Source organism: Pseudomonas sp. URIL14HWK12:I6, from assembly GCF_000514195.1.
GTDB lineage: Bacteria > Pseudomonadota > Gammaproteobacteria > Pseudomonadales > Pseudomonadaceae > Aquipseudomonas > Aquipseudomonas putida_A.
Window position 1 is genome coordinate 194,625 of record NZ_KI911359.1, and the last position, 20,259, is coordinate 214,883.

At 57.2% G+C, this 20,259-nt stretch carries 24 protein-coding genes; 16 read left to right on the plus strand and 8 right to left on the minus strand.

Going from position 1 to position 20,259, the window contains the following annotated elements; all coding sequences use genetic code 11:
- Positions 1 to 12 precede the first annotated feature (12 nt).
- The 5 genes from prpF (at position 13) to H043_RS0127580 (ending at position 5,030) form a co-directional block, all read left to right on the plus strand.
- Positions 13 to 1,161 (plus strand): 2-methylaconitate cis-trans isomerase PrpF, encoded by a 1,149-nt coding sequence (gene prpF, locus H043_RS0127555; RefSeq protein WP_027614494.1) that lies wholly within the window; start codon positions 13 to 15, stop codon positions 1,159 to 1,161.
- 79 nt (positions 1,162 to 1,240) lie between these two features.
- Positions 1,241 to 2,467: a lactonase family protein gene (locus H043_RS30170; RefSeq protein WP_226939986.1), complete on the plus strand. Its 1,227-nt coding sequence runs from the start codon at positions 1,241 to 1,243 to the stop codon at positions 2,465 to 2,467.
- A gap of 31 nt (positions 2,468 to 2,498) precedes the next feature.
- A complete protein-coding gene (locus H043_RS0127570) occupies positions 2,499 to 3,209 on the plus strand; it encodes a TerC family protein (RefSeq protein ID WP_027614497.1) in 711 nt (236 codons plus the stop codon).
- Positions 3,206 to 3,940, plus strand: coding sequence for a transporter substrate-binding domain-containing protein (locus H043_RS0127575; protein WP_027614498.1), 735 nt, complete (start codon positions 3,206 to 3,208; stop codon positions 3,938 to 3,940). Before H043_RS0127570 ends, H043_RS0127575 begins: the two co-directional genes overlap by 4 nt.
- A gap of 178 nt (positions 3,941 to 4,118) precedes the next feature.
- Positions 4,119 to 5,030, plus strand: a complete 912-nt coding sequence (locus tag H043_RS0127580; protein WP_027614499.1) for an alpha/beta hydrolase — start codon at positions 4,119 to 4,121, stop codon at positions 5,028 to 5,030.
- Positions 5,031 to 5,207: 177 nt separating this feature from the next.
- On the opposite strand, the gene H043_RS0127585 is transcribed toward H043_RS0127580, so the two are convergent.
- On the minus strand, positions 5,208 to 5,666 hold the full coding sequence (locus H043_RS0127585) for a helix-turn-helix domain-containing protein (protein ID WP_027614500.1): 459 nt from the start codon (positions 5,664 to 5,666) through the stop codon (positions 5,208 to 5,210).
- 96 nt (positions 5,667 to 5,762) lie between these two features.
- On the opposite strand from H043_RS0127585, the gene H043_RS0127590 reads away from it, so the two are divergent.
- Positions 5,763 to 6,710, plus strand: coding sequence for an aromatic alcohol reductase (locus H043_RS0127590; RefSeq protein WP_027614501.1), 948 nt, complete (start codon positions 5,763 to 5,765; stop codon positions 6,708 to 6,710).
- A gap of 183 nt (positions 6,711 to 6,893) precedes the next feature.
- Here the strand turns inward: H043_RS0127590 and H043_RS30895 are convergent, their stop codons facing one another.
- Both H043_RS30895 and H043_RS30900 read right to left on the minus strand, forming a co-directional pair.
- On the minus strand, positions 6,894 to 7,349 hold the full coding sequence (locus tag H043_RS30895) for a hypothetical protein (protein ID WP_226939985.1): 456 nt from the start codon (positions 7,347 to 7,349) through the stop codon (positions 6,894 to 6,896).
- Positions 7,300 to 7,536 (minus strand): hypothetical protein, encoded by a 237-nt coding sequence (locus tag H043_RS30900; RefSeq protein WP_226939984.1) that lies wholly within the window; start codon positions 7,534 to 7,536, stop codon positions 7,300 to 7,302. Before H043_RS30900 ends, H043_RS30895 begins: the two co-directional genes overlap by 50 nt.
- 388 nt (positions 7,537 to 7,924) lie before the next feature.
- Here H043_RS30900 and yidD point away from each other — a divergent pair, with 388 nt between their 5' ends.
- Positions 7,925 to 8,218 (plus strand): membrane protein insertion efficiency factor YidD, encoded by a 294-nt coding sequence (gene yidD / locus H043_RS30185; protein ID WP_219738115.1) that lies wholly within the window; start codon positions 7,925 to 7,927, stop codon positions 8,216 to 8,218.
- Positions 8,219 to 8,398: 180 nt separating this feature from the next.
- On the opposite strand, the gene H043_RS0127600 is transcribed toward yidD, so the two are convergent.
- Positions 8,399 to 8,767, minus strand: a complete 369-nt coding sequence (locus H043_RS0127600; RefSeq protein ID WP_049827965.1) for a helix-turn-helix transcriptional regulator — start codon at positions 8,765 to 8,767, stop codon at positions 8,399 to 8,401.
- Positions 8,768 to 9,386: 619 nt separating this feature from the next.
- On the opposite strand from H043_RS0127600, the gene H043_RS30190 reads away from it, so the two are divergent.
- Positions 9,387 to 9,641, plus strand: coding sequence for a type II toxin-antitoxin system HicA family toxin (locus tag H043_RS30190; RefSeq protein ID WP_081730304.1), 255 nt, complete (start codon positions 9,387 to 9,389; stop codon positions 9,639 to 9,641).
- Positions 9,638 to 9,970: a type II toxin-antitoxin system HicB family antitoxin gene (locus tag H043_RS0127605; RefSeq protein WP_027614504.1), complete on the plus strand. Its 333-nt coding sequence runs from the start codon at positions 9,638 to 9,640 to the stop codon at positions 9,968 to 9,970. Before H043_RS30190 ends, H043_RS0127605 begins: the two co-directional genes overlap by 4 nt.
- Before the next feature lie 128 nt (positions 9,971 to 10,098).
- On the opposite strand, the gene H043_RS0127610 is transcribed toward H043_RS0127605, so the two are convergent.
- Together H043_RS0127610 and H043_RS0127615 are read right to left on the minus strand one after the other, a co-directional pair.
- Positions 10,099 to 10,305 carry a hypothetical protein gene (locus H043_RS0127610; protein ID WP_027614505.1) on the minus strand — a complete coding sequence of 69 codons (207 nt, stop codon included), beginning with the start codon at positions 10,303 to 10,305 and terminating at the stop codon, positions 10,099 to 10,101.
- Between the two features lie 138 nt (positions 10,306 to 10,443).
- Positions 10,444 to 10,635: a DUF1508 domain-containing protein gene (locus H043_RS0127615; RefSeq protein ID WP_007963291.1), complete on the minus strand. Its 192-nt coding sequence runs from the start codon at positions 10,633 to 10,635 to the stop codon at positions 10,444 to 10,446.
- Between the two features lie 276 nt (positions 10,636 to 10,911).
- Between H043_RS0127615 and H043_RS0127620 the strand changes: the two genes are divergently transcribed.
- The 7 genes from H043_RS0127620 (at position 10,912) to H043_RS0127650 (ending at position 17,882) form a co-directional block, all read left to right on the plus strand.
- Positions 10,912 to 11,877: a glycosyltransferase family 2 protein gene (locus H043_RS0127620; RefSeq protein ID WP_027614506.1), complete on the plus strand. Its 966-nt coding sequence runs from the start codon at positions 10,912 to 10,914 to the stop codon at positions 11,875 to 11,877.
- 3 nt (positions 11,878 to 11,880) lie between these two features.
- On the plus strand, positions 11,881 to 12,591 hold the full coding sequence (locus tag H043_RS0127625) for a bifunctional 2-polyprenyl-6-hydroxyphenol methylase/3-demethylubiquinol 3-O-methyltransferase UbiG (protein ID WP_027614507.1): 711 nt from the start codon (positions 11,881 to 11,883) through the stop codon (positions 12,589 to 12,591).
- Entirely contained in the window at positions 12,588 to 12,974 is a 387-nt protein-coding gene (locus H043_RS0127630; RefSeq protein WP_027614508.1) for a GtrA family protein, read from the plus strand. Before H043_RS0127625 ends, H043_RS0127630 begins: the two co-directional genes overlap by 4 nt.
- A complete protein-coding gene (locus H043_RS0127635) occupies positions 12,971 to 15,076 on the plus strand; it encodes a DUF6311 domain-containing protein (RefSeq protein ID WP_027614509.1) in 2,106 nt (701 codons plus the stop codon). Before H043_RS0127630 ends, H043_RS0127635 begins: the two co-directional genes overlap by 4 nt.
- Before the next feature lie 81 nt (positions 15,077 to 15,157).
- Entirely contained in the window at positions 15,158 to 16,078 is a 921-nt protein-coding gene (locus tag H043_RS0127640) for a LysR substrate-binding domain-containing protein (RefSeq protein WP_027614510.1), read from the plus strand.
- A gap of 177 nt (positions 16,079 to 16,255) precedes the next feature.
- A complete protein-coding gene (locus H043_RS0127645) occupies positions 16,256 to 17,464 on the plus strand; it encodes a low temperature requirement protein A (protein ID WP_027614511.1) in 1,209 nt (402 codons plus the stop codon).
- Positions 17,465 to 17,516: 52 nt separating this feature from the next.
- Positions 17,517 to 17,882: a 5-carboxymethyl-2-hydroxymuconate Delta-isomerase gene (locus H043_RS0127650; RefSeq protein ID WP_027614512.1), complete on the plus strand. Its 366-nt coding sequence runs from the start codon at positions 17,517 to 17,519 to the stop codon at positions 17,880 to 17,882.
- A 3-nt stretch (positions 17,883 to 17,885) separates the two neighbouring features.
- Here H043_RS0127650 and H043_RS0127655 read toward each other — a convergent pair whose 3' ends face one another.
- Both H043_RS0127655 and H043_RS0127660 read right to left on the minus strand, forming a co-directional pair.
- Positions 17,886 to 18,821 (minus strand): LysR family transcriptional regulator, encoded by a 936-nt coding sequence (locus H043_RS0127655; RefSeq protein ID WP_027614513.1) that lies wholly within the window; start codon positions 18,819 to 18,821, stop codon positions 17,886 to 17,888.
- A 200-nt stretch (positions 18,822 to 19,021) separates the two neighbouring features.
- Entirely contained in the window at positions 19,022 to 20,203 is a 1,182-nt protein-coding gene (locus tag H043_RS0127660; RefSeq protein WP_027614514.1) for a cyanate transporter, read from the minus strand.
- Positions 20,204 to 20,259: the final 56 nt, after the last annotated feature.

Sequence of the window (20,259 nt, forward strand, 5' to 3'; positions counted from 1 at the left end):
AGGAGATATCAAATGACTCAAAGACGTATTCCAGCCGTTTACATGCGTGGCGGCTCCAGCAAGGGTGTGTTCTTTCTCGACAAGGATCTGCCGCCTGCAGGCCAAGAGCGAGATGCCATCCTGCTCCGCGTGATCGGTAGCCCGGATGTGTACGGCAAGCAGATCGACGGGGTGGGTGGTGCGACCTCCAGTACCAGCAAGGTGGTGATCATCGGTAAATCTAGTCGCGAAGATTGTGACGTGGATTACCTGTTCGGGGCTCCGGCCATCGAGACGCCAGTGATCGACTGGTCGGGCAACTGCGGCAACCTGAGCTCGGCTGTCGGCCCATACGCCATCTCTGAAGGTCTGGTAGATGCGCCTCGCGATGGCATCGCCGTCGTCCGTATATGGCAGGCCAATATCCAGAAACGCATCATCGCGCATGTGCCTATGCGCAACGGCGAGGTTCTGGAAGAAGGTGATTTCGTGCTCGACGGTGTGGCGTTCCCCGCTGCTGAAGTCGTGCTGGAGTTTCTTAAACCAGGCGGCTCGGGGGGCAGCATCCTGCCGACGGGTAACGCCATCGACGAACTAAATATTCCAGGCATTGGCAATATGCCCGTCACGTTGTTGAACGCTGGTAACCCTACCATCTTCGTTGAAGCTGACCGAGTGGGCCTGAAGGGCACCGAAACTCAGGATCAGGTCAATGGGGATGCTGAGCTGCTGGCACGCTGCGAAACCATCCGTGCCCACTGCACCGTTGCCATGGGACTGGCCGCCACCGCCGAAGAGGCAACTCGTCTGCGTCCGCACACGCCGAAGCTGTGCTTCGTGGCCAAGCCTCAGGCCTATCAGGCGGCAGGCGGCAAGCTCGTTGAGCCTGGTGATATCGATGTGATCGCCCGGATCTTGTCGATGGGCAAACTTCACCATGCGATTACGGGTACGGGTGCAGTCGCTGTCGCCGTCGCGGCAGCTCTCGACGGCACGCTGGTGAATCGTATCGTGGGTGACATCGGGGATCGTCAAGTTCGTATGGGGCATACCGCTGGCAGTGTGGCAGTAGGCGCAAAAACTGTGCTGGAGGACGGTGCCTGGAGTGTGGACAAGGCTGTGATGAGCCGCAGTGCTCGCCGGCTGATGGAGGGCTGGGTACGGATTCCTGAAGTCCTCTGATCCAGCCCGTGCTCATGTCGGCTTCCGTCCGGCATGAGCACAACCCTGATCAATAATAAAAACAACAGAGAACCACACCATGAGTTCATCCGAATTCCCGCGTCACTCGATGCTCCGCCGCCAATTCATTCAGCTTTCTGCGCTCGCGGCAGGCGGTGTATTGGCTGGTGGCTTCACCCTCCCGGCACACGCTGCTGCTACCAGTGATAAAAGCAAGATGACCAATAACAAACGGTCGCATACCCCTCGGTTTGCTTATGTTGGATCACGCACAACCAAAGAGCGCAATGCCCGTGGCGTAGGCATTACTGTATACCGTTATGCGCCTGAAACGGGTGCGTGCACGTTGGTTCAGGCGCTCAATGATCTTGTGAATCCATCGTTTCTGACCTTCGACCACTCGCAGACTCATCTTTACTGCGTACATGGTGATCTCAGCGAGGTGAGCTCGTTCGCTATTGATGCGAAGAGCGGTGAGCTGACCAAGCTCAATACAGTTGGCACCCAAGGCAAGAACCCCGTTCATCTCAGCGTCGATCCTTCCGGTAAGTTCCTGGCTGTTGCGAACTATGCCACTGGCGGTTTTGCGATCTTCCCGATTCAGGATGATGGTAGCCTCGGCGCGCTGGCTCATCTGGAGTCGCTGCCTGGCGAGCCTGGGCCGCATAAAGTGGAGCAAAGCAGCTCTCATCCACACATGATTCCTTTCGATCCGTCCGGACGATTCTTGGTCATTCCCGACAAAGGATTGGATGGCGTCTTCGTCTACCGGGTGCAGCAGAACAACGCGAAATATGGCGCCACCCAGGTCAGCATGGTCAAAGCACGCGAAGGCTCGGGCCCGCGCCACGTGGTATTTACGCCGGTAGGGAAGAGCGCTTACGTCGTAAACGAACTCGACAGCAGCGTCACCGGGTACGCCTACGATCCTGAGCAAGGCTCGCTAAAGCCTCAGGAAATTGTCTCCACTCTGCCGTCGAACTTCACAGGCAATAGCCGTGCCGCGGCCATCGTGATGGCGCCGTCTGGAAAATACCTCTACGTGTCGAACCGGGGCCATGACAGTGTGACGACTTTCGCGCTGGAAGAGAGTGGGGCATTTGCTGCCAAGGCTCACACTTCGTCTCAAGGACGTAAGCCTCGCTTCATGAACCTGACGCCGGATGGCACGCGTCTGTTTGTCGCCAACGAAGAGACAGACACCATTGTCGGCTTTGATGTTGATCAGGCTTCCGGGGTGCTTACCTCGAACGGTCAGGTGATCAAGACCGGCAGCCCGGTCTGCATGATCTTCAAAACTGTCTGATTAACCGGCCCCCTGGCTTGGAGAGCTCATTTTGATCGAACTCATAAACTCGCCAGGGTTCTGGCTGGCGGTGATGCAAATCATCGCCATCGATATTTTGCTGGGTGGCGACAACGCGGTGGTCATCGCGCTGGCTTGCCGCAAGCTCCCAGAAGCTCAGCGCAATCGCGCCATCATTGGTGGCGCGTTGGGGGCGATCCTTCTCCGGATCGCCATGATCTTCTTCGCTCTGCAATTGCTGGAGCTGCCGTACCTAAAGCTAGTTGGCGCCGTGCTCCTTCTGTGGATCGGGATCAAACTGATCGTTCCCGAAGGCGAGGACGCTCACGACAACTTGGCTGCGAGCCCCAAGCTTCTGGGGGCAATCAAAACGATCATCGTCGCCGACGCGGTGATGAGCCTGGATAACGTCGTTGCTGTGGCGGGAGCATCCAACGGCCAACTGGAACTCGTGATCTTCGGCATCGTCATCAGCATTCCCATCATCATTTGGGGCAGCAAGTTGGTGCTGCACTTCATGGATCGGTACCCGATAGTCATCACGCTGGGAGCGGCACTGCTGGGCTGGATCGCGGGTAGGATGGCGATCACCGACATTAGCGTGCCGGCAGTGCCGACATGGTCTCATTACGCCGCTGGAGCATTAGGTGCGCTCATGATTTTGATTATCGGAAAAATGATTATCCATTGGAAAGGGGCAGGCGCTAGCCAGTCAGAAGCGGAAAGGAGCGAGCGATCGTGAAATTTGAACTTGCCAACGTGTGTAGGGATTTGGCTCCTCACGGGACACTGCGGGTGGCCATTAACCTTGGCAATCCTGTCTTGGCGAAGCGAGATGAGCAAACTGGAGTTCTTTCCGGAGTGTCAGTTGCGTTGGCAAAGGCCCTTGCCGATGAGCTTGGCATCCAAATTTCGATGGCGACGTACGATGCTGCCGGCAAGGTGTTCGCTGCTTTAGAAGAACAGGCTTGGGATCTTGCATTTCTGGCAATCGAGCCAGTTCGGGCCGAGAAAATCGCGTTCTCGAACCCCTACGTTTGTATCGACGGAACCTATCTTGTGAAGACCGATAGCAAATTCCATCGAGCCTCTGCTCTGGATACAGGCGGAAACCGTATCGCCGTAGGAAAGGGTGCCGCCTACGACTTGTTCCTGTCCCGCACACTCAAGAATGCTAACCTCGTCCGAGCGGAAACCTCGTCTGAAGCTGTCCACACCTTCCTGGAGTTGGGCCTGGATGCAGCCGCTGGTGTTCGCCAACCATTGGAGCGTTTCGCCAAGTCGACTACTGGCGTGAGGGTGTTAATGGATAACTTCACAGAAATCCGTCAGGCACTGGCAGTGCCTAAAGGCCGCGATATTGCGGCGGAGTATGTCCAGGGCTTCGTTAACCGCCAATTGCGAAGTGGATTCGTAGCTAAGGCTCTTGGTGACAGTGGCGAGTTCGACGCCCATGTCGCCATGCCCGCTTGAATCCTCATGAAAAAAACCAGATCTGCACTGGCTGAATGAGGCGATAACCTCTCTCATGAGCCTATGCCGTTCTTGGACGTCTCTGCTATGGCCGCCTCAATTGGCAATCTCCGCTACCCGAGGATGAATCTAATTGCTCAGATCAACAACTTGGCTGAACCCCGTGACTGAGCCTTCAATGGTCTATAAAGATCTTTTCCCTGTGATGGAGACAGTGCTTGCGAGCGGCGTTACGCTTCTTGGGGGGCTGCAATATCATAGAGTTGATGGCTACCGTCCCCTGACGCTCGACCTCTACTCCCCGTTGAAGAAAGGGCAGCCTCACCCAAGGCAGTTACCCCTGCTGATCTATATCCACGGAGGAGGTTGGAGGCGTGGTGACAGTCACCGATGCGGTGTTTTCACTGACTTTCCGAGATTATTGGGCGATATTGCGAGCAGAGGTTATGTCGTCGCAGCGGTGAATTACCGACTTAGCTCAGAGGCGAAATGGCCAGCGCAAATCGACGATGTTCGAACTGCTGTCAGTTTTCTGCTGAACCAAGCTGATGCATTCGGTATAGATCCGCAAAGGGTCTACGCTTGGGGCGTGTCAGCCGGAGCTCAGTTGGCTGCCTCGCTGGGCAATCCAACTGAATCGGTAAGTAGTCAGGATCAGCATTGTCCGGTCACGGCAAGCGTTCATGGCGTAGCGGCTTGGTATGGAGTTTTCGACTTCACCACTCTCGGTGATCAAGCGCTACAGCTGGGAATTGACATTCCAGATGATGCGCCGGAGTGGAGGCTTATAGGGGCAGAGCCTGGCCAGGATCGCACTGCTCGTTTTCGCTCAGCCAGTCCCGCTTTTCACCCCACATCTCGAACTTCGCCGATGCTGATTTTAACCGGGAAAAAGGATCGGAAGGTTCCATATCTCCAAAGCGTGCAAATGAAGGACGCGCTTGATCGTGTGGGTGTGCCAAATCTTTTTTATATATATGAGGAAGTAGGACACAGCTTCATCTGCGAAGATAACCCTGCTGAGACTAATCGAGTCAATTTATTGGCAATAAATCAGACTATTGATTTTTTCGATGCTTTGGCCTTTTAGTGTCGACTGAGCAGCAGCATTGGGGCCCAACATTAACAGCCAGCGCAGGCGTCGCCTGTGCTGGTGTCACTATGTGCAATGCATGGTCATGCTGATGGCCCAATAAAGAGCGTCAGTGCGATTGATTAATTACTACGCTATTCCTCAGCACCGGGCTTCTAGTACGCTGCGAGTAAATCAGTCAGACGCTTCTGAGCCTAATGGTGTCGACGTGGGTATTTGCCATACAGGCTTTTTATCATTCTGATTGTCGAAATTACGCCGCGCCTTGCGGAAATCCTCAACGTTTTCGACAACCCACGTCCAGATGGGGGACATGCGGATCAATAGTTCCATGCCTAGCGGCGTGAGCTCATACTCGACACGTGGTGGAATTTCATCAAACTCCCGCCGATTCACTAAGCCATCCCGCTCCATGGCGCGCAATGTCTTAGTCAACATCCGCTGAGTCACTCCGGTCATCTGCCGTTTTATTTCGGCATGGCGCATTGTGCCGTACACCCCTAGGGCATGCAGAATGCCTAATGACCAGCGGCTGCCTGCGTGAGCAAGCACTTCCCTTCTGACGCCATCATCGTCTTCTCTAAGCGTTCGGCAGATTGTCTCAGCTTGGCTGAGAGCCTCCTGACTGGACATTTCTTTGTCTGGTATCACCGGTGTGCCTTCTTACAAGCGTTGCCTAATCGTGCAAGCATTTGTTCATCTTACAGGCAACAGGGCTCAGGAGAAATCATGACCGAAGTGACCCAGCTTTCCCCCCAATCCATTCTCGTTCTAGGCGCCGGTGAGCTTGGACTGCCGGTTTTGCGCAACCTGGCGCGGGTAGCAAAGCGTGCGCCAGGTTCCACAATCAGCGTCCTCCTCAGGGACTCGACCATCAACACTCAAATTCCTGAGAAAAAGGTTGAAATCGATGAGCTTCGGGCCCTAGGCATCCAGATGGTAGCCGCAGACCTCGTGAATGACTCAATCGATCAGTTGGCGGAAGTATTCGCACGTTACGATACCGTAATCGGCTGTGCAGGCATGGTTGCAGGCCGGGAAACCCCGATGAAACTGGCTACCGCTGCTCTGAAGTCAGGTGTGAAGCGCTACTTCCCGTGGCAGTTTGGTGCCGACTTCGAGGCAATCGGTCGGGGCAGTCCTCAGGATCTGTTCGATGCTCAGCTTGATGTTCGCGAATTGCTTCGCGCCCAGGATAAAACTGAATGGGTAATCATCTCGACTGGTATGTTCACCAGCTTTTTGTTCGAGCCTGTATTCGAGGTGGTCGATTTCGAAAACGACACCGTGAACGCACTAGGCAGTCTCGAAACCAGCGTGACGCTTACGACTCCAGACGACATCGGCGCCTTGACAGCGGAAATCGTTTTCTTCGAACCCCGCTTTCGCAATGAAATTGTTTATCTATCTGGAGACACTGTGACGTACGGAGAGGTCGCCAGCCTCCTTGAACGTGTGCTGGGTCGCCCGTTCAAACGAAACGTGTGGACTGTTCCGTACCTGCTCCAAGAATTGGAAAAAGACCCCACCCATCACATCAAGAAGTACCGTGCCGTATTTGCTCAGGGCAAAGGTGTGTCATGGCCTAAAGCAGGCACCTTCAACGAGCAGCAGTCGATTCAACTCACGACCGCTGAGAACTGGGCCCAGGCAAACCTGACAACCTCTTCAGTATAAGTGGGGTAGCTGAGCTAACGTTTCCGCTCTGGAAATTTACCTGCTACAAGCTCTTCAGTCTGATAGGGCCACCGATAACCGAAGCTAAAAAACGGGGTAGGGATACCTGATTGCCCTGAGCACCATTCCCCTAGTTTTCGGTGGTAGGGGAGCGAGCTCATAGAAAGCCTACCGTCGAGCGGCTCATCCCAAGCTGCCTGGCGGTTTGGCGTTAGCATTCGCAGGAGCCTGACGGCTGCTGGCTTCGAGCCGGCCTTCACCTGCTCTGCTCTGCGCCTTACTGGTGGCATTAGGTTTAACACTAGCGCTCTGTCCATGTCCTCGGCGTTTACGCCAAGTCACCACAGCGCCGCTGAGCCTTTGCAACAACCAACCGACGGAGTGTCGCGTTCCCGGATCAACCAACTTACTCAGTTGGGTTTTGATTTCTGGCCCCATCGCTCTCAATGTGCCGGTGTGCGTCATCACCAGTTTTTTAGCCTGGTCCGGCAGAAGGTTTTTCGCTGCGCTATTGGCAACTCCTTTACCTACGGCTTTGTAGGCGCTAAATGCAGCCCCAAAGATATTGCTGATGGCCGCCTTGGGATCGCTAAGCAATTGATTGCCGGCAGCAGTGATTTTCTGACCCGCGGCGCGCATCGCCTTTTGCGTCGAGCTTGCCGTTGACGACGGCTTCAAGCCCTTTCGCAATTTCTTTTACCGCGCTTGCCCCCAAGTTCCCGGCATCGGCAAGAATGCCCGAAAGTTTGCCTTGGGCCTGTTTTACGAAGTCATCGATCGTGCCGACGATGGTGGCGTTCAAGTGCCCGACCAGCACTTCGGTCATTGAATCGCCCAACAACATCTTGGCGCTGTTACGCAGTCCTGATGTACTAAAAACAAGGTAGGGCGCAAACTCATACGAGCAGCAGCCATGGTCGGAGGGGCTGGTAAAACACCGATCAGGTTGATACCCAGGCTGACCCAATCAAGTAATTCCCGCTGCTTGCTTTTGGTGAGCGTGACGATGTCGTCATGGGAATACAAGCATTCACAAGGTGATCACGGATGTACATCTACAAAATGGTTCAAGTGCCGCCAACCATTGAAGTTCGTGCGAAGGAGCACCGAGTGAACGAGGCCGCAGTTTATCTATAAAATGTGGTCAACACTCATGCTGAAGATGGGGGGGAGTTTTATCGGATAGACACGATTGGCGTTTCAGTCAAACCGGGATGTTTCGACGCGTTAATGGGGAAGAAAAACGTTCTGAACCAATATTACGTGATTTCTATGCGCAAGCCCCGGTGATCAAGCTTTGCGCCGTCTCAGCAATTCGTTGCTATCAGCGAGTTGCTTCCTCTCGATTGCGAAATGCCTGCCGCTTTGAGCCTTCCTGTTCAAACTATGCGAAACAAGCCATCGAAAAGTATGGTGTTCTAAAGGGCTGCCGCATGGCTGTCGGCCGCATCTGCAGGTGTCGGTACCCGAACGGCGGGAAAAATTTTCCCTGTATAGTCGGACAGTGAGCCCCGACGCCTCAATTGTTCAGCTGTGCTTGCCATGACCCTGACGGGCTGCTCTTGGCCAAAGGCGGCTTGCCAATGTCCGCTTCTGGCCGTTAGCTGCCGTTTGGCTAATGACAGGGCGACTGGGCTGGCGACGGGGCTGTTACTCACCGCCCTTGGCTGCTGCTTTTCATTGGTTCGTTATTCGATTAAGTGGAAATCGTCGCGATGCTTGGGATTGGATGTCGCGCCTCGGCAGTTCTCGCCTTTAGACGGTGGGTGACCTGGCATAAAAATTAGCCCTTCGTTCTCGAAGGCGTAAGCCAAGGCTTGCATCGTTACCTGATTCAACTTCCTTGTGCCGCTCTCAAGATCTTTGATGGCTTTCACGGAAACGGAGGAACGAAAGGCTAATGCCTCAATGCTCCAGCCCAGCATTTTTCTCGCTACAGAACTGTGATCTGCAGAAAAGGTGAGCGGTAGCCTTTGAAAAAAAGCTAACAGGTCGGCGTCCTCGGCCGCCTCGGAGTCGGATTTAACTCTATAGAAATCGATAATTTCAGCACTCATCATGGTGGTCCTTAACTGTATGAATAGACAGTGCTTAGGGTAGCCTCCTGGATTTTCTTTAGCTAGCGGTGTTTCGCACTAGGATCTAACCTGAGCTGCACACTCTAAAAAAAGCTGAGCGCTATTCAGCGTTTTTTAGGGCAAATTTAGGACATATCATGGGCCTATCCGGGCCTCTCTAGACCAACCCAGATGGCTCCAAGGCAATGCTTTCGTGGCCTGAGGCGGCATGAGTGTGATGTGGCAGGGGTTCGAATCCCTATCTCTCCGCCATATATAGAAAAAGCCCCGTAGCTGAGAAGCTACGGGGCTTTTTTGTTTCTGCTCGCTTGAGTAATCAGCAAATCCTGTCGCCGGAACCCGAGGTTGAAAACTCGATAATCGGATGTGACTCGATTGATGCCGGTTCGTACGTAACTCTCGGAGTCTACCTACAGCTCTATTTCCAATCACTCCTTATCCTGACCTATGTGCCCAATATTGACCGGATTCGGATAAAAAGACGCCGTTTTCAAGCTTGGAGGGTGGCGTTGTCCGCTTGTTCAAGGGGGCGCTTCATGGATCAGCGATATGAATCGCGATTGTCAATTTTTCCTGCGCGGTATCATGGTGTAATACTATGAACAACAAACAACTCGGTACGCTCGCAGCTATATTTTCACGACCCACACCCGCCACGTTGGAATGGGCGCGCATCGAGTCTCTGTTCAATGCGGTCGGGGCCAGAACCGTGGAAGGCAATGGTTCGCGAGTTCGGTTTGAATTAAGAGGTGTGGTTGCTACGTTCCACCGACCTCACCCGGATAAAGAAGCAAAGCCCTATCAGGTTCGTGATGCTCGGGCTTTCCTTGAACAAGCAGGAGTCACTCCATGAACGTGATGAATTACAACGGGTATGCAGCCCGAATTGAATACAGTGATGAAGATGGTCTTTTTGTTGGTCATATCGCTGGGATCAAGGACGTAGTAGGTTTTCATGGCGAATCTGTGAAAGAGCTTCGGTCAGCGTTCGAAGAGGCTGTTACTGACTATCTGGAGACTTGCGCAAAACTGGGTCGTGCCCCGCAAAGGCCTTATTCGGGCAATCTCAGTCTGCGTTTGGCGCCAGCTCTTCATGCGACTGTTGCCGTAAAAGCGCAATTGGCTCAAAAAAGCATTAATCAGTGGGTTGCGGATGTTCTTGACCGAGAGGCCCATGCCTAGCTTGATTCTGATGTGGAACTACAAGATCTTATGTACGTCGTTCCCGAGCAGAGCAAATAGCCCCGTAGCTGAGAAGCTACGGGGCTTTTTTGTATCTGCGAGTTTTACCGAGCACCCGCCTCAGCCACTCACGGCTGCGGATGCCCGAGCTTCTGTTTGATCAGGTCATACACTTCCTTGTGCGTCGAGTTGCGCAGGGTGTTGTCCTTGCAAGCCGAGGCCAGGAAGGTTTTCACTTCGTCCTTGGCGTGCGGATAGAGGCTGGCGACGTAGTCGGCTTCGTGTGTTTGGGTGCAGTTGAAGTGCTTGTCGTCTTTCGCTTTGTCTCTAGCCATGGTGCGGCTCCTTTTGAGTTTGAACATCATTTGGCGAAACAGGGCTGGATGGCCCCGTACGCTGAACAGCGTAGGGGCGCAAAAGTGCTTTGCCAGTGCTTCAGACGAAAAAGGAAGAGGCTGTAGGACGCGGCGCCATCAGATTTCCTTCACCGGCGTCTCCCCCTGCACACCCTTGATCAACTCGATCACGTGTAAACAATCGGCCTTGTTCACATACGACTCGCCACTGGCAATCGTCTCGTGGTTCCCCGCCCGCAGTCTCCAGCGCCATTGGCCTTTGCCGGTGCTCGGGGTGCCTCGGGATTGCCTGTAGATCTCGAAATACATTCAGTTCGCTCCTTGCGATGGTGTTTGCGACAACCTGTGTGGCGCATCGTCGCAAGCCTAGCGGAGCGAGTTTTTTTCGCTATCGGGTATTTGTTTCCAATCGTTGGCAGATGTTTCTGAAGAGTGCGGGCTAGAGCGCACGCATCGGCGTCTGGATTGGCCAGAATGTCGCCCTTTGCACCTTGCAAGGCTATCGACGCTACTGCTTAATACGGGACGGCTCATGGCGTTGAAAATGCTTCGACGACCGACAAACACTATAAAAAGAGCACTCCATTGACTGAGCATGGAACGGCACAGGCCACACGGGTCACGTTATCGCTGGTTGTCCCGGTTTTTAACGAGGAGGACAGTCTCGACGCGTTCATTCTGCGCATCGATGAAGTCTTCCAGCACCAAGCCTCAATTGCTTTGGAGCTGGTGTTCATCAATGACGGCAGCACTGATGCCACACTTGAGCGGCTGCTGGATCGTCAGCGGCACGACTCGCGGCTGCGCATCGTCGATCTGAGCCGAAACTTCGGCAAAGAGGCGGCGTTGTCTGCGGGATTGCAAATCGCCAACGGGCAGATTGTCGTGCCTATCGATGCCGATCTGCAGGACCCACCCGAAGTCATTCTGCAAATGATCGAGCGATGGCGCGAGGGCTATGAAGTGGTGCTCGGTCATCGCGTCAGCCGCCGCAGCGACACCTGGGCCAAGCAGACGTCGGCGCATTGGTTTTACCGCCTGCACAACAAGATCGCCGAGCAACCGCTGCCGGAAAACGTCGGCGATTTCCGCCTGATGGACCGTTGTGTAGTCGATGCCTTGCTGACTTTGCCCGAGTCCCGGCGCTTCATGAAGGGCCTGTTCGCCTGGGTCGGTTTTCGGACTACCCACGTTGATTACGAGCGGCCCGAGCGCGTGGCGGGGCAGAGCAAATTCAACGGCTGGCGGCTGTGGAATTTTGCCCTGGAAGGCATCACCAGTTTCAGTACCGAACCGTTGCGGATCTGGACTTACATCGGCGCCGCGGTGTCGCTGGTGTCCTTTGCCTTTGCCATTTTTATCGTGTTGCGCACGCTGATCCACGGCGTCGACATGCCCGGTTATGCCTCGCTGATGGTGGCCGTGACGTTCCTCGGTGGCCTGCAATTGATTGGCATCGGCGTACTCGGCGAGTACCTCGGCCGCACTTATATCGAATCCAAACGCCGGCCGGTTTTTCTGGTGCGTCGCGTCTACGACCCCAAGGACTGAAACATGGATCTCAAGGAAACCGATATCCTCGGCGACAGCATCGGTGAGCATTGGTATTACTGCTCCAAAGCGGCGGCGACTCGTCGTCTGCTCGGTGATGTACCGATCACGCGGATTCTCGACGTGGGCGCCGGCTCGGGTTTCTTCTCCCATCACCTGCTGACTCAAACCGATGCGCGCGAAGCGTGGTGCGTCGACATCAGTTACCCCGCCGATTCCGATGCGACCACCGCCGGCAAACCGGTGCATTACCGCCGCGATATCGACGCCATCGACGCCGATCTGGTGCTGCTCATGGATGTGCTGGAGCATGTCGACGATGACCTTGGTCTGCTCAAGGCTTACGTTGACAAGGTGCCGTCCGGCAGCCGTTTCCTGATGACCGTGCCGGCGTTCCAGTTCCTGTGGAGCGGTCACGACGACTTCCTCGAACACAAGCGCCGCTACACCCTGCCGCAGTTTGAAACCCTGGCCCGTGATGCCGGTTTGAGCGTGCAGCGCGGTGCCTACTATTTCGGCGCGGTGTTTCCGATCGCGGCGGCGTTGCGTTTGCTGCCCAAAGGGCCGCAGGCCGCAGCGCCGCAGTCTCAGCTCAAACGCCATCATCCCTTGGTCAACGGCGTGCTCAAGACGTTGTGCAGCCTCGAACTGCCGCTGATGAGCCACAACCGTCTGGCCGGGCTGAGCGTGTTCGTGCTGGCGCAAAAACCGTGACTTCAGTTGAAAGGAAAACGCTGATCCAGCGCGGTCTGCGCTTTGCCGTGACCGGTCTGTTCGTCACCGCGCTGCATGCGCTGGTGGCTGTACTGTTCATCAATTTCGTTGCGCCGCAACCGCCGCTGGCCAACGGAGTGGCGTTTGCCGTGGCGACGGTGGTGTCTTACGTGATCAACACCACCTGGAGTTTCTCAGCCCGACTGCACGGCAGAACATTGCTGCGATTTTTATCGGTATCGGCGTGCGGTTTTCTCTTGGCGATGTTTGTCGCCTGGGCCGCGCAGGTGGCCGGGTTGAATTATCTGTTGGGCATTGTCGCGGTGGCGCTGACGATTCCGGCATTCACGTTTGTCTTGCACAACTTCTGGACGTATCGATGAAGCTCTCCGCAACACATCGGGCGACTGCGCTGCTGCCCGTGCTCTTGGGAATTCTGGCGTTTTTCATTGTGGTCGGCCCACGTGCCTTGAACCCGATGAACATTGCATGGCTGGGCGACGGCGACCCCGCCACGCACTATCAGGGTTGGGTTTTTTTTCGTCATTCGCCCTGGACGTTTCCACTGGGGCTTAACCCGAGCTATGGGCTGGAGTTGGGTAACGGGATAATTTTCTCGGATTCCAATCCGTTGTTCGCCTTTATCTTCAAACCGTTCTCAGCCCTGTTGCCTGAACCCTTCCAGTATTTCGGGCTGTGGCTACTGACGTGTTTCATTCTGCAGAGCTGGTTTGCCTGGAAGCTGATTGGCCTGTTCAGTCGCGACGTGGCGTTGCGTTTGCTTGGTGCCGGAATGTTTTTGTTCATTCCGGCGATGATCGTCCGCATGAGCGTACATCTGTCCCTGGCTGGGCATTTTCTGTTGCTGGCGGGGTTATATCTGGCATTGCGCCCCTTTACGCCGAAACGCCGCCTCGCCTGGGGCGCGCTGCTGGCGGCGGCTGCGCTGGTGCACGCTTATTTGCTGGCGATGGTTGCGTTGATCTGGCTTGCCGACCTTGCCGCCAAAACCCTTCAGCGGCGCCAGACGACGGGTAAGGCCTTGATCGAGTTGATCGGTCTGTTTCTGCTGGTCAGTGTCTGCTGCTGGCAGGCGGGTTATTTCAGCATCGGCGACAGCGGTCTGGCGTTGATGGGGTATGGCCTGTTCCGGGCGAATGTGCTGACCTTTTTCGATGCGGGTGTCTGGTCCTATACCTTGCAGGACATGCCAGGTGTACTGGGCGACGGCGACGGGTTTGCATTTCTGGGCCTGGGCGTGATCTGCCTGGGGATCTTTGCCTTGGTGCCGGTGCTGCAAGGGACGACTGACCTGGGAGCCAAGGCTCGCCGTTACCCGTTGGTTTTGCTCGCGCTGGCAGGGCTGGCGATATTCGCCGTTTCCAACAATATCGGCATAGGGCCATTCGAATTCAGGATTCCGCTGCCGGATGCGGTGGTTGCCGTGGCCACGATTTTTCGTGGCTCGGGGCGAATGATCTGGCCGCTCATGTACATGGCCATTTTTGCGATCCTTTATGTGGTGATTCGCGGGCACTCCTCGCGCGTGGCGTTGATGCTGCTGAGTGTGGCGCTGGTGGTTCAGGTGGCAGACACGCGCGCCGGCTGGGCGGTGTCGCGCGGTTTCTTCATGGCCACGCCGTCGCCCACATGGAAGACGCCATTGGTCGACCCGTTCTGGGAGCAGGCGGCGAAGCGTTATCAGGCAGTGCGCTGGCTGCGACCGGAGAATTATCCGGAACAGTGGATGACCCTGGCCGACTACTCGGGTCGCCATCACTTGCCGACCAACGCGGTCTACCTTGGGCGCGTCAGTACGGTTGCCACTGAAGCCGCTCAAGCGGTGTCGGATCGAATGGTCAGTTCTGGAAACTATGCAGCCGATACCCTGTACGTGCTCAGTAACCGCACTGTGCTGGAAGCAGCTCTGACCGTGAATCGTGACACCGATGTGCTCGCCAGAATTGACGGGTTGAACGTGTTGGCGCCGGGCTGGAGGCGTTGCGCCGACTGCCTGCCGATATCGGCCCCGGACCCATTGACGCTGATCCCGCCACTCAAGTCGGGCGAGAGAGTCGTGTTCAATCCCAGCAGTCTGGCGACGTTTTTCCTCGGTAAAGGGTGGGCGAACAATGAACCGTGGGGCACCTGGTCCGAGGGGAATGAGTCGCAAATTGCCCTGCGGCCGACTGCTCGGGTGCACTCGTTCTTGCTGGAAACCACTGCGCTGCTGGCCCCTTCACACACCGAGCAAGCAGTGGAAATTTTCGTCAACGATGTACGCGTGCTGTCCACCCGGCTGGTCAAGCCTGAAGCGAATCGCCTGAATGTCGAGTTGCCGGTCGAAGTGCAGCAGCGTGTCGAGCAACAAGGTGTGCTGAATATTCGTTTCAAATACGCCAACGCTATCAGTCCGGGGGAGTTGGGCATGGGCAAGGACATGCGCAAGCTGGCGATCGGGATACAGGCGTTGACGGTGAATTGAGCCGGTGTTGTTCCTTTCGCCCATAGACGCTGTCCATGGGCCTTTCTAAACTGCCCGCAGACCGGGGAGTAGGGGCAATGGATGAATCGAAATGAATTACGCAAGGCCGACATCAATCTGATGGTGGTGTTCGAGACCTTGATGCTCGAACGCAACGTCACTCGTGCGGCGGAGAAGCTGTTTCTCGGCCAGCCGACCATCAGTTCGGCGCTCAATCGCTTGCGCGCGATGTTCAACGATCCGCTGTTCATTCGCGTCGGCCATCGCATGGAGCCGACAGCCCGGGCCGAAGAGCTGTTCAAGTACCTGTCGCCGGCCCTCGACTCGCTGTCAGTGGCGCTGAGCCTGACTCACGATTTCGACCCGGCCGTGAGCAACATGACGTTCCGGATCGGCCTGTCCGATGACGTCGAATTCGGCCTGCTGCCACCGTTGCTGCGGGCGCTGCGTCAGGAAGCACCCAGCGTAGTGTTCGTGGTGCAACACGTCGACTACTGGCGCATCCCCGACCTGCTGGCCGCCGGCGACATCACCGTCGGCATCAGTCAGACCCGGGGCCTGCCGGCCAATGCCAAGCGCAAACTGCTGCGGCATATCCAGCCAAGCATTCTGCGCGCCGACGCCTCGGATTCGCCGCTGACCCTCGATGAATACTGTTCGCGCCCACACGTACTGGTGTCGCACACCGCCAACATCAGCGGCTATGCCGATGAGTGGCTGGCGGAAATCGGCCGCACCCGGCATGTGGTGTTGTCGGTGCCGCAATACAGTGCGCTGCCGGCATTGCTGGCCGGCACCGACCTGATCGCCAGCCTGCCGGACTACACCGCCGAAGCCATGGCTGCCTCCGGGCTGTTGTTCAAGGAACCGTTTCCGTTCAAGACGCCGATGCTGGATCTGTCGATGGTCTGGCTCAGCCACGTCGACAGCGACCCGGCCGAGCGCTGGCTGCGGTCGCGGCTTGAGGCGTTCATGAGTGAGCGGCCACTGACCGCCCCCTGAATCCCACCACAAATCTCCCCTGTAGGAGTGAGCCTGCTCGCGATGAGGGTGTGTCAGTCGACATTGATGTTGTCTGACACGACGCCATCGCGAGCAGGCTCACTCCTACAAGGGTTTGCGTTCGTCTGGTCGGGCTGCTTTGCTCAATGGCAGTAACCTTGGCGGAGGCCTGTCCCGATGAGCATTTCCCGATCGTTGCTGCGTGGGCGCGGCAGTCTCGACAGTGGCAAGGTCGGCATGGTCGAGTTGTTTTTCGATCTGGTGTTCGTGTTTGCCGTGACTCAGCTCTCGCATTCGTTGCTCGCGCAGTTGTCGATTCTGGGCGCGGTGCAGGTGGCGCTGTTGATGGTCGCGGTGTGGTGGGTGTGGATTTTCACTTCGTGGATCACCAACTGGCTCGACCCGGAAAAATTGCCGATCCGTCTCGGCCTGTTCGGGCTGATGATCGCCGGTCTGTTGCTGTCGTCCTCGATCCCCAAGGCTTTCACCGAGCGCGGGCTGATGTTTGCCTCGGCGTTCGTGTTCATGCAGGTCGGGCGCACGCTGTTTGCGATCTGGGCGGTGCGTGGCGAATCGCTGAGCATGACCCGCAACTTCCAGCGAATTCTGGCGTGGTTGATGTGCTCCGGCGTGTTCTGGATCGCCGGGGCCTTTCTTGACGGGCAGCAACGTCTGCTGTGTTGGGCGCTGGCGCTGCTGATCGAGCTGATCTCGCCTTCGCTGTATTTCTGGGTGCCGGGGCTGGGGCGTTCGTCATTGAGTGACTGGAACGTCGAAGGCAATCACATGGCCGAGCGCTGCGCGCTGTTCGTGATCATCGCCCTGGGCGAATCGTTGCTGGTCACCGGTGCGACGTTCGCTGAACTGACGCTGAGCGCCACCGGAGTCATGGCGTTTCTGGTGGCGGTGCTGGGCAGCATCGGCATGTGGTGGGTGTACTTCGACAGCGGCGCCGAGCGCGCGCATCACCGCATCGCGCATTCGAGCGATCCCGGGCGCCAGGCGCGCATCGCCTACACCTACCTGCACGTGCTGATTGTTGCCGGGGTGATTGTCAGTGCGGTGGCCGACGAACTGGTGCTGGTGCATCCGGATCACGCCAGTTACGCCGGGATCCTGGTGATCGTGGGCGGGCCTTGGCTGTTTCTGTTGGGCAATGCGCTGTTCAAGTGGGTCATGTCCGACCGACCGCTGCCGCCGTTGTCGCATCTGGCGGGGCTGGTGTTGCTCATGCTGGCGCTGCCATTGGCGTTGAATCACTGGTTTTCGGCGCTGGTGCTCGGGGCGCTGACCACGGCGATCGTGGTGCTGGTGGCGCTGTGGGAAAGCCTGGCATTGCGTCAGGCGTCGGCCTCGATAACCTCGGAAAAAGCCGCAGGAGAGTAGGGCAGCGCTGTGGTATATGTACGACCTTTCTGCCGACTGACTGGAGCACCCCATGCCACACCTGCACATGGAATACACCGCCAACCTGCCGCAGTTGAACGCTGATGTGGCGTTGATCCGGCTCAACAACGCCCTGGTGGGTTCCGGTCAGTTCGCTGCGGAGTTCGATATCAAGAGCCGGGCGGTGAAGGTCGAGACCTTCAAGGTCGGTACCGGCATGGGTGAGCGTGCTTTCATCCATGTGAAGCTGGCGCTGCTCAGCGGTCGTTCGCCGCAGATCAAGAAGCAGCTCTCGGACAGCCTGCTGGCGGTGTTGCAGGATCTGTGCGAATGGCCGGCCGGGGTCGAAGTGCAGTTGTGTGTGGAGTTGCTCGATATCGACCGCGATTCCTACACCAAGACCGCCATCGGCATGTAGGACTCAGGCCGCTTCCAGCTCACTGCACACCTTGATCACCTGCTCGCGCAGCCAGACGTTGGCGCTGTCCTGATCGGCGTTCTGGCTCCATTGCATGTCGAGGGTAAACCCCGGCAGGCCGTTCGGCGCCTCGCAGTGATTGAACACCGCGTCGTTGGTCAGCAGGCGCTGGATGCGCCGGGGCAGGGTGAGGATGAAGTCGGTGCCGGTGATCATCTTCAATGCCGCGCTGTAGCTGTTGGAACGCGCGACGATCTGCCGTTTCTGCGCCTGACGCGCCAGCCAGCCATCGACCATGTTGGTGGTGGAAGTCCACGGTGTCGGGAACACATGGCGCCGCTCGGTGAAGGCCTGCAGGCTCAGGCGCGGTTCCAGCGGCGTGGCGCGTTTGTCGAAGACACAGACCAGATCGTCCTCCAGCAGCATCCGCGATTTAAGGTCGGTGTGGCTGCGGTGGAAGTTGGGGCCGAAACAGATCACCAGGTCGAGGCTGCCGTCGCGCAGTTCGTCGGCGGGCACATCGGTCTCGAACTTGTGCATGTTGACCACCACCGGCAAATCGTCGAAGTCGAAACGCTTCAACAGCCGTGGCAGCACCAATTGCTCGAAGTATTCCGGGGCGCAGATATTGAAGGTCACCGCTTGCCGGGTCGGATCGAAGGCCGGGGCGCCGGCGTGGCACAGGTTGATGCTTTCGAGGATCTTCTGCACATGGCCGTACATGGTGCCGGCCTTGTAGGTGGGACGCATGCCCGTGCGGGTGTTGATGAACAACTCGTCTTCGAAACTGGTGCGCAATTTTTTCAGGCAATAGCTGACAGTGGACTGGCTGACGCACAGCGTCTCCGAGACATCCGTGACGCTGCTTTGCTCATACACGGCGATAAACACCATGAGGTCCTGCATGTCGAGCTTTCGAAGCAAGTTACTGTTCAGCATCCGTTCCGTCCCGCTGTGCTCCTTGCGCTGAATCCGCGCAAACGTGTGCGCATGATCGTAGCGGAACGATGGTGCCAGGACAAAGCCCTGTAGGACGTTTCAATGTCGCCAGTGGGACAGAAACTTTTAGCAACACGACGTAGGTCAATAAACCGCAAAAAGATGGCAACAGGCCTCTAGCCCGGCGGCGGCATTCGGCTTCAACGGATGTGTCGGGCGTACAGCCGAGGGTCAAAGCGCAGCACTATCAGCAGCATCACCACCATCACTGCGGTCAGCGACCACCAGGCCCATTCGAAGCTGCCGAGACGGTCGCGGATGATTCCGGCCAGCAGCGGCGAAAGCCCGGCGATCAGGTAGCCGATGCCTTGCACGAACGCGGTCAGGCTGCCGGCGCGCTGCGGGTTGTCGAGGTGATCGAGCGAGACGATCAGGCTCATCGGGAACAGGCCGCCAATCCCCAGCCCCAACAGGCACGGCCACAGCAGGCTGAGGTGTTGCGGGCTGAGGATCAATCCGCAGAAGCCGCCGATGATCAGCAGCAGCAATGCTGCGAGGACGGTACGGCGATCACGGCTACGGTTGGCGATGGCCGGCGTCAGCAGCCCGGAAATCACCTCCATGGCGGTCAGAAAACCCAGCAGCAGCCCGGCCTGCTGTTCGCTCCAGCCCTGTTCCACGTAGTACGGCGCCAGCCAGGCGAGCACGCAGGTGTAGGACGCCGTGCCGAGGCCGAAGAAGAGGGCGAGCAGCCAGGCGCGGGAATTACGCGTGAAGGACTCTTTTCCTACAGGCGTGTTTTGGATGGATGACGGGATCGACTGTGTCCACCAGACCAGCAACGCGAGCAAGGCCAGTGCCGCCCAGATTGCCAGCCCGATGCGCCAGCTGCCGGTCTGCCCCAGCACCAGCGGCGAAAATGAGGCGGCCAGCGCGGCGCCGCCCATGATCGATGTGACATACAAGCCCATGCACAGCGCCACATGTTCGGGGAAGCGCGACTTGATCAGCACCGGCATCAGCGCCTGAATCAGGGCGATACCCATCCCGGCCAGCACCGCGCTGCCAATCAACTGCGGTGCCGAATCGAGCACCAGCCGCGACAGCGTCGCCAGGCCGATGATCAACAATGACAGGATCACCGTGCGTTGCTCGCCCAGCCGCCGGCTGATGCCGATACCGAAAAACATCGCCAGCCCCATCGCCATCACCGGCAGCATGGTCAGCAGCGATGCCACGCTGAAACTCAGCGGGATATCGCCACGAATTGCCGACAGCAACGGCCCGACGGCGGCCATGGATGGGCGCAGATTGAGTGCGACGAGAATGATCCCGAACATCAGCCAGGCAACGGGGCGAGCGGGGGCGCGGACGTGTTCCATCGGCAGACTCTGGATTGCGGAGGCTGTCGATTAGGCGGCGCGCAGCACTTATCGGC

What these genes read in the sequence shown, in the direction of transcription:
- prpF (WP_027614494.1), top strand. Translation starts at nt 13, where the DNA reads ATGACTCAAAGACGTATTCCAGCCGTTTACATGCGTGGCGGCTCCAGC.
- H043_RS30170 (WP_226939986.1), top strand. Translation starts at nt 1,241, where the DNA reads ATGAGTTCATCCGAATTCCCGCGTCACTCGATGCTCCGCCGCCAATTC.
- H043_RS0127580 (WP_027614499.1), top strand. Translation starts at nt 4,119, where the DNA reads ATGGTCTATAAAGATCTTTTCCCTGTGATGGAGACAGTGCTTGCGAGC.
- H043_RS0127585 (WP_027614500.1), bottom strand. Translation starts at nt 5,666, where the DNA reads ATGTCCAGTCAGGAGGCTCTCAGCCAAGCTGAGACAATCTGCCGAACG.
- H043_RS0127590 (WP_027614501.1), top strand. Translation starts at nt 5,763, where the DNA reads ATGACCGAAGTGACCCAGCTTTCCCCCCAATCCATTCTCGTTCTAGGC.
- H043_RS30895 (WP_226939985.1), bottom strand. Translation starts at nt 7,349, where the DNA reads ATGCGCGCCGCGGGTCAGAAAATCACTGCTGCCGGCAATCAATTGCTT.
- H043_RS30900 (WP_226939984.1), bottom strand. Translation starts at nt 7,536, where the DNA reads ATGACCGAAGTGCTGGTCGGGCACTTGAACGCCACCATCGTCGGCACG.
- yidD (WP_219738115.1), top strand. Translation starts at nt 7,925, where the DNA reads ATGTTTCGACGCGTTAATGGGGAAGAAAAACGTTCTGAACCAATATTA.
- H043_RS0127600 (WP_049827965.1), bottom strand. Translation starts at nt 8,767, where the DNA reads ATGAGTGCTGAAATTATCGATTTCTATAGAGTTAAATCCGACTCCGAG.
- H043_RS30190 (WP_081730304.1), top strand. Translation starts at nt 9,387, where the DNA reads ATGAACAACAAACAACTCGGTACGCTCGCAGCTATATTTTCACGACCC.
- H043_RS0127605 (WP_027614504.1), top strand. Translation starts at nt 9,638, where the DNA reads ATGAACGTGATGAATTACAACGGGTATGCAGCCCGAATTGAATACAGT.
- H043_RS0127610 (WP_027614505.1), bottom strand. Translation starts at nt 10,305, where the DNA reads ATGGCTAGAGACAAAGCGAAAGACGACAAGCACTTCAACTGCACCCAA.
- H043_RS0127615 (WP_007963291.1), bottom strand. Translation starts at nt 10,635, where the DNA reads ATGTATTTCGAGATCTACAGGCAATCCCGAGGCACCCCGAGCACCGGC.
- H043_RS0127625 (WP_027614507.1), top strand. Translation starts at nt 11,881, where the DNA reads ATGGATCTCAAGGAAACCGATATCCTCGGCGACAGCATCGGTGAGCAT.
- H043_RS0127635 (WP_027614509.1), top strand. Translation starts at nt 12,971, where the DNA reads ATGAAGCTCTCCGCAACACATCGGGCGACTGCGCTGCTGCCCGTGCTC.
- H043_RS0127640 (WP_027614510.1), top strand. Translation starts at nt 15,158, where the DNA reads ATGAATCGAAATGAATTACGCAAGGCCGACATCAATCTGATGGTGGTG.
- H043_RS0127645 (WP_027614511.1), top strand. Translation starts at nt 16,256, where the DNA reads ATGAGCATTTCCCGATCGTTGCTGCGTGGGCGCGGCAGTCTCGACAGT.
- H043_RS0127650 (WP_027614512.1), top strand. Translation starts at nt 17,517, where the DNA reads ATGCCACACCTGCACATGGAATACACCGCCAACCTGCCGCAGTTGAAC.
- H043_RS0127655 (WP_027614513.1), bottom strand. Translation starts at nt 18,821, where the DNA reads ATGCTGAACAGTAACTTGCTTCGAAAGCTCGACATGCAGGACCTCATG.
- H043_RS0127660 (WP_027614514.1), bottom strand. Translation starts at nt 20,203, where the DNA reads ATGGAACACGTCCGCGCCCCCGCTCGCCCCGTTGCCTGGCTGATGTTC.